The following is a 13,781-nucleotide window of genomic DNA, read 5'->3' as shown; positions in this document are numbered from 1 at the left end:
ACAATTGGAGGAGGAACAAGTATGACAACAACGACAAAATTTCCAAAAGGATTTTTATGGGGCGGTGCGACCGCAGCCAATCAATTAGAAGGGGCTTACTTAGCCGATGGTAAAGGGTTATCTGTGGCAGATGCGATGCCGGGAGGAAAACAACGTTTCGCTATTTTAGGAGATGAAGCGTTTGATTGGACGATTGACGAAACGAAATATCGCTACCCTAATCATACAGGAATTGATCACTATGATCGCTTTAAAGAGGACATTGCGTTGTTTGCTAAAATGGGCTTCAAATGTTATCGCTTTTCAATTGCGTGGTCGCGTATTTTTCCACAAGGAGATGAAACACAACCGAATGAAGCCGGCTTGAAATTTTATGATGCGGTTATCGATGAATGTTTAAGCTATAACATTGAACCAGTAATTACGATTTCTCATTATGAAATGCCACTGCATTTAGCGAAAGAATACGGCGGGTGGAAAAATCGTCAATTAGTTGACTTTTATGAACGTTTTGCGGAAACTGTTTTAACACGTTACCACCAAAAAGTTAACTATTGGATGACATTCAATGAAATTAATTCAGCTTTTCATTTCCCAGCGCTTAGTCAAGGATTGGTAAAAAGCAATGGAGCCAATGATTATCAAAACATTTTCCAAGCATGGCATAATCAATTTGTTGCAAGTAGTAAAGCTGTAAAAATTGGCCATGAATTAAATCCAGAATTACAAATTGGATGTATGATTATTTATGCCACAACGTATGGCATTGATTCGAATCCAGTCAATCAAGTTGCTACAATGATTGAAAACCAAGAGTTTAATTATTATTGTACAGATGTTCAAGTTCGTGGTGAATATCCAGCATACGCAGAACGCATGTATCAAAAATATGCTGTGAAAGACTTAGTTATTGAAGAAGGCGATTTAGAATTATTAAAAGAATACCCAGTGGATTACATTGGCTTTAGTTATTATATGTCGACTGCTGTCGATGTTACTGGTACTACCAACGATACAGCAAATGGGAATCTTTTAGGCGGCGTTAAAAATCCCTTCTTAGAAGCAAGTGAATGGGGCTGGCAAATTGATCCCGAAGGCTTACGAATTGCCCTAAATGAATTATATAATCGTTATCAAAAACCTTTATTTATTGTGGAAAACGGCTTAGGTGCAATTGATAAAGTAGACGAAAATTTCTATGTGGCAGACGACTATCGGATTGATTATTTACGTCGTCATATTGAAGCAATGGCAGAAGCAGTTGCAGACGGCGTCGATTTAATGGGCTATACGCCGTGGGGCTGTATTGATTTAGTCAGTGCTTCCACAGGTGAAATGAGTAAACGGTATGGGTTTATTTACGTTGATTTAGACGATGAAGGAAATGGTACTAAAAACCGTTATGAAAAAAAATCGTTTAATTGGTACAAACAAGTTATTGAAACTAATGGACAAAACTTAGACTAGTTATTGTAATTAAACAAAACAAGATAAGCGTAGTAGGTTGTTGCTTCTGTTCCCGCCGTTTATTAATTTTTAAGCTTGGACCAAAAATCTAAAGTGATTTTTGGCCCAAGCTCTTTTTTGTCAATTTTTCAAAATAGTGCACAATACGTTATAATAGAAACAACTGAGAGGAGCGTTTCTAATGATTAAGCAATTACAACATCCATTTTTTGTTATTATGGGTCCGAGTGGTTCTGGCAAGACCGCAATTACAAGTAAGGTTTTTCCGAAAAACTATAAAGTTATCTCGCATACTACGAGGAAAAAACGATTGGATGAAGTGGATGGTGTGGATTACTATTTTGAAACAAAAGCAAGTTTTCAAACCTTGATTGAAACCAATCAGTTAGTGGAGTATGATTTTTACCATGGAAACTATTACGGTGTCGGTGTAGATGCCATCGTTGAAACAACGAAAGAGCATCCAGCCTATAATGCGTTAACTTTTCCAGGCTTTCAAGCGGTCTTTGAGCGTTTCGGCGAGTCCGTCATTCCAGTTTTTTTTGACGTTTCAAAAGAAAATATTTATCAACGTTTAAAGCAACGAGAATCTGATCCTAAAATTATTGAAGAACGTTTAAACCTTTATGATCAAGAAATTCTTATCAAAAACCAATTAGAACAATATCCTAATTATCAACGAATAGATGCCAATGGACCTATAAAAGAGGTCGCTGGCTTGTTACAAGAATGCATCAAACACTATTATTAATCAAGCAACTGGTGAGACAGAATCTAACATTAATTTTGTCTTGCTGGGTGCTTGATTTTTTTTGTAAAAAACTTGCATTCTGAATAGAGAGTGCTATAATGACATGGTGTCATATGACAATGTGTCATAAAAGGGAGGAACACAAATATGCCTACGAATACGTTTTTTCATTTGCCAGAAGAAAAGCAACAACGCTTATTAGATGCTGCGCAAATTGAATTTTCACGACATTCTTTACAAGAAGCGTCAATTGCAAATATTGTTAAATTAGCGGAAATTCCTCGCGGTAGCTTTTATCAATATTTTGAGAACAAAGAAGATTTGTATTTTTATTACTTTGCGACATTAAGAAAAAATAGTGAACGAGATTTAGAGAAACAAATTATTGCGGAAAATGGTGATTTAATCGAAGCCATGGATGTCTATTTCTCCAAGATGATTGTCGAAGTGCTAACTGGAGAGAATGCTTCTTTCTATCGGAATTTATTTGTCAACATGGACTATCGTGCTTCACGTCGGGTGACAGATAATTTAGCGACTGGGGAAGAGGAAAAAAATAGGAAACAGCACTGTCATAAGCATAGAGGAAGAAAAGGCCATGCTGCCTATGCAGAACATCTTTATCAAATAATCGATCGTTCGAAATTAACCATTGAAACGCCAAAAGAATTCACATGGTTCATGCAGACGGCGATGCATGCCGTTTTCTCAACAATTGTTGACGGGTATCGTCAACAAAGAGAAAATACCGCCTATGATTCAACTGAAGCAGTCAAACAATTAAAAATGAAATTAAATTGGTTGAAAAATGGCGCTTATAAGTAGCAAAAAGGAGGAGAAGTTAGTTGATTAAACTAGTCAAACGGATGTCGTTATGGTCGGTCTTTGCAGCGGTTGTATTTATGATCGTACAAATTATCGCAGATTTATATCTGCCCACATTAACATCTAATATCATTAATGACGGTGTCGCTAAAGGAGATATTAACTATATTTGGAGTACAGGAGTTGTCATGTTAGGCTTTTCTTTGATTAGCATTGTCGCTTCTATTGGAAATACCTTTTTTGCCACCAAAGAATCACAAAGTTTAGGTAAAAAATTACGGACTGATATTTATCGAAAAGTTGAAAATTTTTCTAATAATGAATTTGACAAATTTGGGACAGCTTCGCTAATTACACGAACAACCAATGATGTCAATCAGATTCAAATGGTTATGCAAATGTTTTTACGTTTAATGATTAACGCACCTTTAACGTTAATTGGTGCAAGTTTTATGGCATATAACAAGGACCCACAATTAACGAAAATTTTTCTATATGTTTTACCAATTATGGCTGTTTTAGTGGGCGGTATCATGTTTTTAGCGGTTCCGTTATTTAAAAGCATGCAAAAGAAAACCGACCGTTTAAATTTAGTTTTTCGTGAAGGACTGACAGGAGTTCGTGTGATTCGGGCCTTTGGCAAAGCAAACTATGAAGAACAACGTTTTGATGAAGCCAATAAGGATTATACACAAACGGCGATTAAAGTGAATACGATTGTCGCTTTGATGATTCCTTTAATGACACTCATTATGAGTGGTACCAATATTGCAATCACTTGGTTTGGCGGTCATTATATTGCGGAAATGCAACTAGAAGTAGGGAACTTAATCGCCTTTATGACTTATGCCATGCAAATTCTGATGAGTTTCATGATGCTATCCATGATTTTTGTCATGGTACCGCGGGCGCAAGCTTCTGCTGATCGGATTAATGAGGTGCTAAATACTGATTCAGAAATCAAAGATGTACCCAATCCAGAACTGCTTTCTCTAAAAGGCGACGAAGCAACATTGGCGTTTGAACATGTTAATTATCGTTACCAGCATGCTGAAAACTTAGCACTGGAAGATATAGATTTTTCAGCAAAATCTGGGGAGACGGTCGCAATTATTGGTGGGACAGGTTCTGGGAAAACAACGCTGGTTAATCTTTTACCACGTTTTTATGATGTTGAATCTGGCAAGATTTTGCTAAATGGTAAAAACATTAAAGATACGTCACAGCATAATTTACGAGAAATGATTGGTTTTGTACCGCAAAAGGCTGTTTTATTTACAGGAACGATTCGTGAAAATATGCAATACGGCGCCCCAAATGCGACCGATGAAGAAATTTGGCAAGCTTTAGAAATTGCGCAGGCGAAGGCGTTTGTTTCAGAATTGGCAGAAGGTTTGGATAGTCATGTCGAACAAGGCGGCGGTAATTTTTCTGGCGGACAACGCCAGCGGTTGGCTATTGCTCGTGCTTTAGTAAAACCAGCAGATGTCTATGTTTTTGATGATTCCTTTTCTGCATTGGACTTCAAAACAGATGCTAATTTAAGAAAAGCCTTGAAAGAGCAGATGACGGATGCAATTGTCGTTTTAGTGGCCCAACGTGTAAGTACGGTTATGGAAGCATCGACAATTTTAGTATTAGACGAAGGAAAATTAGTTGGTAAAGGAACGCATGAAGAGTTATTAGCGAATAACCAAACGTATCAAGAAATTGTACATTCTCAATTGAGAGAGGAGGACCTTGCATGAGTAGTCGACCAAAAGGCGGACCAATGGGCGGGGGACCAGGACGTAACATTGGCGCAAAAGGGCCAAAACCAAAAAATTTCTGGAAAACAGTGAAACGTTTATTTCGGTACATGTCTAAACGAATGCTGTCAATTATTGCTGTCTTAGTATTAGCAATCGCAGCCGTCGTTTTCCAAATTCAAACACCAAAAGTATTAGGACAGGCAACAACTGAAATTTTTAAAGGCGTCATGAAAGGCGCTGCTGAAATGAAACAAGGCTTAAAAATAACATCTTTTCCAATTGATTTTGACAAAATCGGTCAAATTTTATTAATTGTTATTGCCATGTACCTTATTTCTGCTGTCTTTAATTTCTTGCAGCAAGTAATTATGACACGTGTTTCACAGCGAACAGTTTATGAATTACGTCAAGAATTAGAAGCGAAAATGAACAAAGTTCCAATTTCCTATTATGATACTCATAGTAATGGGGACATCATGTCGCGGGCAATTAACGACATGGATAATATTGCGAGTACTTTACAACAAAACTTAACCCAATTAATTACCAGTATCGTGACATTTGTGGGTGTACTTTGGATGATGCTGACCATTAGCTGGCAGTTAACACTAATTGCCTTAGCAACAGTGCCATTAAGTTTAATTGTTGTGATGGTTGTGGCGCCTCGCTCGCAAAAACATTTTGCGGCTCAACAAAAAAGCTTAGGATTATTGAATAACCAAGTCGAAGAAACCTACGGTGGTCACGTAGTAGTAAAAAGTTTCAACCACGAAGAAAGTGATCAAGAAGTATTTGAAAAAGAAAATGAAAAATTATACCATGCTGGTCGAAAAGCACAATTTATTTCAGCGATCATTATGCCTTTAATGAACTTTATCAAAAATCTAGGCTACGTGTTTGTTGCAGTCCTTGGTGGCGTAAAAGTAGCGAATGGTATGATGGATTTAGGGGATGTCCAAGCATTTCTTCAATATACCAATCAATTTTCACAACCGATTACTCAAATCGCTAATTTAATGAATACAATCCAAGCTACGGTGGCTTCGGCAGAACGTGTCTTTGAAGTATTAGATGAAGAAGAAATGGTGGATGAACCTTCTGGCGTACCAGTGGAAACAGATAGTCCTTATCGTGTTTCCTTTGAACATGTTGCTTTTGGCTATTCACCAGAGAAATTATTAATGAAAGATTTCAATTTAAATGTTAAACCTGGGGAAATGGTCGCAATCGTGGGCCCAACAGGTGCTGGGAAAACAACCCTAATTAACTTATTGGAACGCTTCTATGATATTAGTAGCGGCAGCATCAAATATGATGGCGTAGATACGCGCGATTTATCTCGCGAAGAGTTGCGAGCACACTTTTCAATGGTTCTTCAAGATACTTGGTTGTTCACTGGAAGTATCTATGACAATATTCATTATGGTAATGAGCAAGCGAGCGAAGAAGAAGTGATCCGTGCGGCGAAAGCAGCCCATGTGGATGATTTTGTCAGAAAATTACCAGAAGGCTATCAAACGATTCTAAATGAAGAAGCCAGCAATATTTCTCAAGGTCAACGACAATTAATTACAATTGCACGAGCATTCTTAGCAAATCCAGACGTTTTAATTTTGGATGAAGCCACCTCAAGTGTGGACACTCGAACAGAAATACTGATTCAAGCAGCAATGAATCGTTTATTGGAAAATCGGACCAGCTTTGTAGTTGCTCATCGCTTGTCGACTATCCGTGATGCCGATACGATTATCGTTATGGCAGAAGGTTCAATTGTGGAAACAGGAACCCACGATGAATTAATGGCGAAAAACGGTTTTTATGCTGACTTATATAACAGTCAGTTTTCAGAAGAAGTAGCCTAAAAGGCGAAGCAAAAAAATATTAATTCATGATGAGGCGTCAGGAACCATAGTCGTAAAGACTGGTTCCTGAAGCCTTATTTTTTTAACAAAAAGTTAGCGAAATTGAAAAATTTCTATTTTCTTTTGAGAAAAACAGGATATTACTTGATGAAATAGCAAGAGATGTATAAAATGGGAGAGAAGAAAATGGAGGTAACAGAAAAAATGACTGAATTTCAATTAGAAAAAGCTGCGACATTAAAAACAATTGCCATTTGTGCGAAAAAAGTTGGCGAAATGGTCGACTTTTATAAAAAAGTAATGGGTTTTGTTTTAAAGTCAGAAGAAAATAACCTGTCTATCTGGGGTACACGTGAAGCAGGAACGCAATTATTAATTTTAGAAGAAACTAGAAAAGCCGAAGATTTTCATAATGAAGAAAAGCAAATGGCTTATTTTTCAATTAAAGTTCCTACGGAAAAAGAATTTTTACAAATTGCTCAACGAGTGCTTGAACAAGACTACCCAATTGATGAAAGTTTCCAAATTGGCACACGTCAAAGCATGTTCATTACTGATCTTGAAGGCAATCAATTTGAGATTTTTCACGATGAAGCAACAGCAAATTCGACTTCTGAAAAGCAACCAATTGTGCTTAAAGATCTTATCAGTGAGGACTTAGAGCCACATCAAGGGTTAGCCGCTGGGTCATATTTAGCGCATGTGCAATTAAAAACAAACAATCAAAAAGAAATAAAAGCATACTATGAGGAAGTTCTGGGTTTAAAACGCAATGAAAAAGATCAATTTGTTTTAGAAGATGGCAAAGCAACTATTGGATTCCAAAAACCTGAAACAAGTGAAGTGGATCAATTACCTGATCCACACTTAGGTTTAGATTTCTTTACCATTAAGCTCTCTGATCAAGACCATATTTTATCAATGGAGCAACAATTAACGGCAAAAAATCAAGAGTTCTTTATTGACCAGAAAAAAGCGATTGTCACTGTGTTTGATCCAATTGGCTTGGAATGGTGGTTTGTCTTAAAATAAACGCTCAGACAGACAAAATAAGCTTGTTTTAGCAAGTCTGGAATAAAGTCTGAATAAAAGTTTAACGCTACTTTTGTTCGGGACTTATTCTAGACTTTTCCTTTAATATTAAAAATAGAAGGTGAAAAAATGTACGAAAAAACAAAGTGGAAAATTCAAAAAATGATGAAAAAAGGTGTTTTTTCGGGGGCTAGTTTTTGTTTCATTGAAGGTGAAAAAGAGGAGAGCAATTGTTGGGGACTCGCACAAATAAAACCCACCAAAGAACAATTAACCTCGGCCATGCTGTTTGATGTGGCTTCTTTAACCAAAGTAGTCGGCACCACCACCGTTATTTTACAATTAGTGGAAGAAGGAAAAATTATTCTAGATCAATCATTACAAACCTATTATCCCTCTTTTCAAGATCCTAATATTACAATCCGGCATTTGTTGACACATACGGCAGATTTACAAGGCTATATTCCTAATCGTGATCAGCTGAATGCCCAAGAATTAAAAGACGCCTACAATCATTCATTTCACGCAGGCAAAGCGATAGGTAAAAAAGTTGTTTATACAGATGCAGGGACTATTTTATTAGGCTTTATGTTAGAAGAAATGTTCCAGCAATCAATGATAGAAATTTTATCTGAGCGAGTATTGCTTCCTTTAGGGATGAACGAAAGTACGTTTCTACCAAAGAATCCTTTTAACTGTGTGCCAACAGAATTACATGAACAAAGAGGGTTGATTCGAGGCGCAACCCATGATCCTAAGGCATTTGTTTTACGGGAACATGCAGGGAATGCTGGCTTGTTTAGCAATGTCTATGATTTAACAAAATTTGTTCGAATGTATTTAAATCGAGGCAGTTATCACAATCACCAATTCTTGAAAAAAGAGACAATTGATTTGTTACTAGTTAACCAAGTGCCAGCTGCAGATAAACCACGTTCTCTAGGCTGGGATTTTAAATATGATGTAGCTACGCAACGGCCATTATTATTCCATACAGGCTATACAGGCACTTTTTTGCTAATTGATGTGCGACAACAATCAGCGTTTATCTTTTTATCTAATCGAGTCCATCCAGAGGACCACCGGAATACTTATATCGAAGAAAGAGATCAGTTGTTGGCAACCTATTTAAAAGAGAAATCATCAGTTTCAGATGAAATGACTAGTTTTTAGTGATATAATGAGAGCGAATTCAATTTGGGAGGTCACAGTCAATGCAAGAACCATTATTTTTACAACCTGTTTTTCAAGAAAAAATTTGGGGCGGCAATCGTCTACACACGCTATTTGGTTTCGATTTACCGAGCGATAAAATTGGTGAAGATTGGGCAATCAGTGCACATCCACATGGCGTTAGTACTGTTTTAAATGGCGAATTTAAAGGAAAAAAATTAGATGAATTGTGGGCAGACCATCAAGAGTTATTCGGCCATGCAGGTGGCGCTGTCTTTCCATTATTAACGAAAATTTTAGATGCTGAAGATGATTTATCCGTGCAAGTTCATCCTGATGATGCATATGGTCAAAAACATGAAGGCGAGCTAGGCAAAACTGAATGTTGGTACATTATTGATGCAGAACCTGGCGCTGAAATCATTTATGGACATCACGCGAAAACAAAAGAAGAACTAGCTGAAATGATTGAAGAAGGTCGTTGGGACGATCTTTTAAGAAAAGTACCAGTGAAAAAAGGCGATTTTTATTATGTACCAAGCGGCACTATTCATGCCATCGGCTCGGGTATTTTAATTTTAGAAACGCAACAAAGCAGTGATACTACGTATCGGGTTTATGATTATGATCGAACAGATGATCAAGGAAAGACCCGGGAATTGCATATTCAACAATCCATTGATGTGACAACCGTTCCGGCAAAGGATCCTGACCTCTCTATTCAACAAGAAAATCAAGGACAATCAAGCATTGTTACTTATGTAAAAACAGATTTCTTTAATGTCTATGAGTGGCGTGTCAGTGGGATTCTAAAAGTCAAAAAACAAGCACCTTATACATTAGCAACAGTTATTGAAGGTGTGGGTCGATTGATTACAGAAGATGCTGCAAAAGCAGATGTAGCTACTTTTGATTTGAAAAAAGGCGATAGCTTTATCTTTCCAACAGATATTCCGAGCTGGCGTTTTGAAGGTGATTTAACGATTATAGCTTCAGAACCTGGCAGTCGCTAAAAAAATGAGGAGATCATCAACAGATGATTTCCTCATTTTTTGGCATTAAAACAGTTTATTTTGTTATAAAGGAACGTTTAGGTAAGGCAGCGATAACAGCTGTGACGATGATGACTGATAGCAGACGATCCCCGTAATCTGTTATCAATTGAACCAACAGGACGCTTGCTAACTGATTGAAGCCTAAACCATATAAAAATTGGACAATTATGCTGGAGCCAGCAGAAGTAATTCCACCAAATAAACAAACTGTGATTAAGGAAGAAATCACTGTTCCTGGTATCGTTAACCACAACGTTTTAAATGGTAATTTGGTTACTTTTAACTGCTGATGAAGGAGCAAGCCTGCTAAAATTCCTGTGCAGAGTTGGACAGGTGAATAATACAGAGAAAAGATATCCGTTGTCAATCCAGTTAGTAGACTTGTTAAAATACCTGTCAGTGCGCCAAAGAGTGGGCCTAATAACGCACCTGTAAAAATAGTTCCCGCGCTATCAAGATAAATTGGTAAACGAAGGAGTAACGCAATGGTACTGCCAAGGTAATTTAAAGCAACACTAAAAGCGATAATTGTAATGATTCGTGGTGTTATTTTTTTCATGGTTATCCCATCCTTAAATTTTTGAAATCTCTTTCGATCTCATCTATTTGTACATTTAAAAGAATGGATAGAAACTTCACGAAAAACTGTTGACTATCAACCGTAGTCAAGACATGACAATTAGCTGGTTGCTGCTGGAAATGATACTGATCGATCATTGATTGCCCCATAGCAATGCCGTCAGGAACAATTTGTCCGTAACTGGAAAAGCCTTGGCAGAGCGTAGGATCAATAAAATAAGCAACCGCTAAGGGATCGTTGATAACACACCCTAAAATACGTTCATATTTCCAATGAAAATCAAAATAAAATTGAGTAATCTCAGCGAGGTAATTCCCCATTTTGGGGTTGAGTCGTTGACAATAATTGAGAATTGTTGGTGTAAAAACAATTTCTCGTGTGACATCTAAGCCGACCATCTCGATTTTTGCACCTAATTCCTCAAAAACCCAAGCTGCTGCATCAGGATCACACCAATAATTAAATTCTGCAACAGGAGAGCAATTGCCGTGGCTTTTAAAGGTGCCACCCATTGAGACAAAACGTTGAAGATTTCGCCCCAGAAGAGGTTCTTTTTTTAAAGCCAAAGCAATATTTGTTAAAGGACCAAGGGCAATGATTGAGCAATCGGTAGCTTGTTGAAAGGTTTGTGCTAAATAGTCAGCAGCGGAAAGCGCTTGTGCTTGGATTTTGCTAGTTCTGGGGAAATATGTTTCACCTAAACCATCCATGCCATGTGTATCTTGTGCACTAACAAATGGCCGTTTTAAAGGGCTAGCAGCCCCTTGGTAGACAGGAATATCTAAGCGATTAACTTTTTCCAAACATTTAAAAACATTTTCCACGCCAATCTCCACAGGGACGTTTCCGCAAACAACTGTAATCGCTTGGACATCTAGCTCTGGTGAAGCAAGTGCATACAAGAGAGCAAGCGTGTCATCAATTCCAGGATCACAATCAATAATTACTTTTTGCATTTTTTCCAATCCTCCTTTTTCGTTAACTGCAAATGATAACTCTTGTTAAAAAAGCTATGACTTGAGTTAGTATTGAGAGATACTTAGTTTTTTATTCTGGGAAGTTTCCGAACCAGTCCGAGAAATTCTCGATTTTAAATGCACCTCTTTATCTTACTATATTTTGTAAAGATGTAAATAGTTGTCGGAGAAATGAAAAAGAATCTAGTCCTATATGTAGGAACTAGATTCTTCTTTTATTTATAAAGCGTTTCAGGAATAGCGATCGGTTCACCATATTTTTTCTCTAAAGCGGTCCGAATTAACCGAATCCCTAGATTTTTGTTGCGTGCTAAGATTGGACCGTGGAAGTAGGAGCCAAACACATTTTTATAGACAACGCCTTCGCCATTATCTTGACCGTTATTGCCTTTGCCTTGTTTGACTGTTCCTAAAGGTCGTTCACCTTCGCCTAAAAAAGTCATGCCGTTATGATTCTCAAAACCATAATACGTTTCATCAAATTCTTCATTATAAATTTCAATATCACCAATGAAACGATTGTTGTCTTGGCTCAAAGTGTAATGATCTAATGCACCGATTCCTTTAATTTTTTCGCCTTGTGCGCCGACATAGTAATGTCCTAGAAGTTGATAACCACCACAGATAGCTAACAAGACGCCATCATTTTCAATATAAGAAGTCAAAGCTTCTTTTTTATTCTGAATGTCTTCTGAGATGATCAGTTGCTCAAAGTCTTGACCGCCACCAACAAAGACTAAATCATATTTTTCGGGATCAAACGGTTCGTAGATACTGATAATTTCTGATCGGAAGGTAACGCCCATTTTTTCGGTTAAATATTTAAGCATCAATAAATTTCCGTTATCTCCGTAAGTATTTAATAAGTTGCCATATAAATGACAAACGACTAATTCTTTAGACACCATTCATTCCCCCTTGAATATACCCTTGGGCTGTTAATGATTTTCTTAATTGCAAAACAGCAGTATAGGTTGCCAAAATATAGACATGATCTGTCGGCAACGTCTTAATTTCTGAAATTACTTGCTCCAAATCAGGAATTTCTAGTAATTTTTCTTCAGGAATACCCGCAACTTTTAAACGCAAGGCCATATCTTCATGGCGATCACCGCCAGCAATTACTTTTGGAATGTCCATACCAGCAAAGGCTTCATGATTACCATCCCAAATCCAACTGACATCAATTCCATCTGCATAATTAGCATTTAATAATGAAACCAGCGAGAAAGAGTAAGGGGCTAAGCCCATCATATCAATGACCTGATTTAAACCAACGGGATTTTTTACTAAAACTAACGTACATTCTTTATCGCCAACTTTAATGGTTTCTTGACGCCCAAAAACTTTTTCATCATAAGCTAAACCTGCTCGGATTTTATCTGGTGCCACCTGATAATATTCTGCTACCGCTGTGGCTGCTAGCGCATTATAAACATTGTACATCCCACCAACAGCAATGCCGTATTCTTCGCCATCAATCACAAAATCAGCAGATGTGTTATCCATCCGGACCATTTCCGTTAACTGCACATCCAATTCAGGGCGTTTGAAGCCACAATTTGGGCAATAGTAATCACCTAAATTAGCATACGTAATCATTTTATAATGAAGAATATGATTACATTTTGGACATAAAACCCCATCTGTATTGTAATGAGCCAATTGCTCTTTCGGTGGTAAATGATTAAATCCATAGTATTTGCGAGGATTTACAGTTTCTTTTGAATTAAAAATTGGCGAATCACCATTGCACAAAATAGTTGCTTCAGGAGCAGCAGCGGCGCCTTCCATAATTAAGCGATACGTCGTATAAATTTCACCATAGCGATCCATTTGGTCGCGGAAAATATTCGTAAAAACAAATAATTTTGGTTGAATATATTTAGTGACGCGGCTTAAACTTGCTTCATCAATTTCTAACACCGCAAATTTCTTTTGTCCTTTTTTCGCCTTGGCATTTAAAAAAGTAGAGACAATTCCTTGCTCCATGTTAGCACCCGTTGGATTTGTTAATACCTCATCAAATTCTTGGCGTAAAATGTTAACAGTTAAAGCAGTTGTCAATGTTTTGCCGTTCGTTCCAGTGACTACGACAATTTCATAGTCTTTTGCCAATGTATCTAAAATTTTAGGATCGATTTTTAGGGCTAATTTCCCTGGGTAGCTACTGCCGCCTTTAAAAAATGTTTGTAAAACCCATTGCGAAGTTTTTCCTGCAGCAATTGCTAAATGACTTCGAATCCCCATTTGTTGTCCCCCAATTTCTATATCTTTAATTTTTCGTTATTTTAAATTAAACTCAATC

12 protein-coding genes and 1 riboswitch are annotated in these 13,781 nt (G+C 37.3%); of the genes, 8 read left to right on the top strand and 4 right to left on the bottom strand.

Annotation, left to right across the window (positions count from 1 at the left end; all coding sequences use genetic code 11):
* Positions 1-21: 21 nt before the first annotated feature.
* From IGK54_RS10055 to manA, 8 genes are all read left to right on the top strand, one after another.
* Positions 22-1,467, top strand: a complete 1,446-nt coding sequence (locus IGK54_RS10055) for a glycoside hydrolase family 1 protein (RefSeq protein WP_002362575.1) — start codon at positions 22-24, stop codon at positions 1,465-1,467.
* A gap of 181 nt (positions 1,468-1,648) precedes the next feature.
* Entirely contained in the window at positions 1,649-2,218 is a 570-nt protein-coding gene (locus IGK54_RS10050; RefSeq protein ID WP_002384153.1) for a guanylate kinase, read from the top strand.
* A 147-nt stretch (positions 2,219-2,365) separates the two neighbouring features.
* Entirely contained in the window at positions 2,366-3,043 is a 678-nt protein-coding gene (locus IGK54_RS10045) for a TetR/AcrR family transcriptional regulator (protein WP_002367146.1), read from the top strand.
* A gap of 20 nt (positions 3,044-3,063) precedes the next feature.
* The gene (locus tag IGK54_RS10040) at positions 3,064-4,791 is read left to right on the top strand and encodes an ABC transporter ATP-binding protein (RefSeq protein ID WP_033594452.1); all 1,728 of its coding nucleotides are present in this window, start codon (positions 3,064-3,066) and stop codon (positions 4,789-4,791) included.
* Positions 4,788-6,656: an ABC transporter ATP-binding protein gene (locus IGK54_RS10035; RefSeq protein WP_002362258.1), complete on the top strand. Its 1,869-nt coding sequence runs from the start codon at positions 4,788-4,790 to the stop codon at positions 6,654-6,656. Before IGK54_RS10040 ends, IGK54_RS10035 begins: the two co-directional genes overlap by 4 nt.
* 162 nt (positions 6,657-6,818) lie before the next feature.
* The gene (locus IGK54_RS10030; RefSeq protein WP_430602952.1) at positions 6,819-7,688 is read left to right on the top strand and encodes a VOC family protein; all 870 of its coding nucleotides are present in this window, start codon (positions 6,819-6,821) and stop codon (positions 7,686-7,688) included.
* A gap of 129 nt (positions 7,689-7,817) precedes the next feature.
* Positions 7,818-8,861: a serine hydrolase domain-containing protein gene (locus IGK54_RS10025; protein WP_142957431.1), complete on the top strand. Its 1,044-nt coding sequence runs from the start codon at positions 7,818-7,820 to the stop codon at positions 8,859-8,861.
* Positions 8,862-8,902: 41 nt separating this feature from the next.
* Positions 8,903-9,874 (top strand): mannose-6-phosphate isomerase, class I, encoded by a 972-nt coding sequence (gene manA, locus IGK54_RS10020; RefSeq protein ID WP_002356580.1) that lies wholly within the window; start codon positions 8,903-8,905, stop codon positions 9,872-9,874.
* 55 nt (positions 9,875-9,929) lie between these two features.
* Here manA and IGK54_RS10015 read toward each other — a convergent pair whose 3' ends face one another.
* The 4 genes from IGK54_RS10015 to IGK54_RS10000 all read right to left on the bottom strand — a co-directional run bounded on the left by IGK54_RS10015 (position 9,930) and on the right by IGK54_RS10000 (position 13,723).
* Positions 9,930-10,475, bottom strand: a complete 546-nt coding sequence (locus IGK54_RS10015; RefSeq protein WP_002368898.1) for an ECF transporter S component — start codon at positions 10,473-10,475, stop codon at positions 9,930-9,932.
* 2 nt (positions 10,476-10,477) lie between these two features.
* Positions 10,478-11,452: a nucleoside hydrolase gene (locus IGK54_RS10010; protein WP_002376589.1), complete on the bottom strand. Its 975-nt coding sequence runs from the start codon at positions 11,450-11,452 to the stop codon at positions 10,478-10,480.
* A gap of 77 nt (positions 11,453-11,529) precedes the next feature.
* Positions 11,530-11,574, bottom strand: a riboswitch (PreQ1 riboswitch).
* A gap of 114 nt (positions 11,575-11,688) precedes the next feature.
* Positions 11,689-12,381, bottom strand: a complete 693-nt coding sequence (locus IGK54_RS10005; RefSeq protein ID WP_002356583.1) for a type 1 glutamine amidotransferase — start codon at positions 12,379-12,381, stop codon at positions 11,689-11,691.
* The gene (locus tag IGK54_RS10000) at positions 12,371-13,723 is read right to left on the bottom strand and encodes a Mur ligase family protein (protein WP_131639100.1); all 1,353 of its coding nucleotides are present in this window, start codon (positions 13,721-13,723) and stop codon (positions 12,371-12,373) included. The genes IGK54_RS10005 and IGK54_RS10000 overlap by 11 nt, the downstream gene beginning before the upstream one ends.
* Between the last annotated feature and the right edge of the window lie 58 nt (positions 13,724-13,781).

The sequence above is a fragment of the Enterococcus sp. DIV2384 genome, assembly GCF_050534975.1.
Lineage (GTDB): Bacteria > Bacillota > Bacilli > Lactobacillales > Enterococcaceae > Enterococcus > Enterococcus faecalis.
This window is presented reverse-complemented; position numbering and strand designations above follow the sequence as displayed.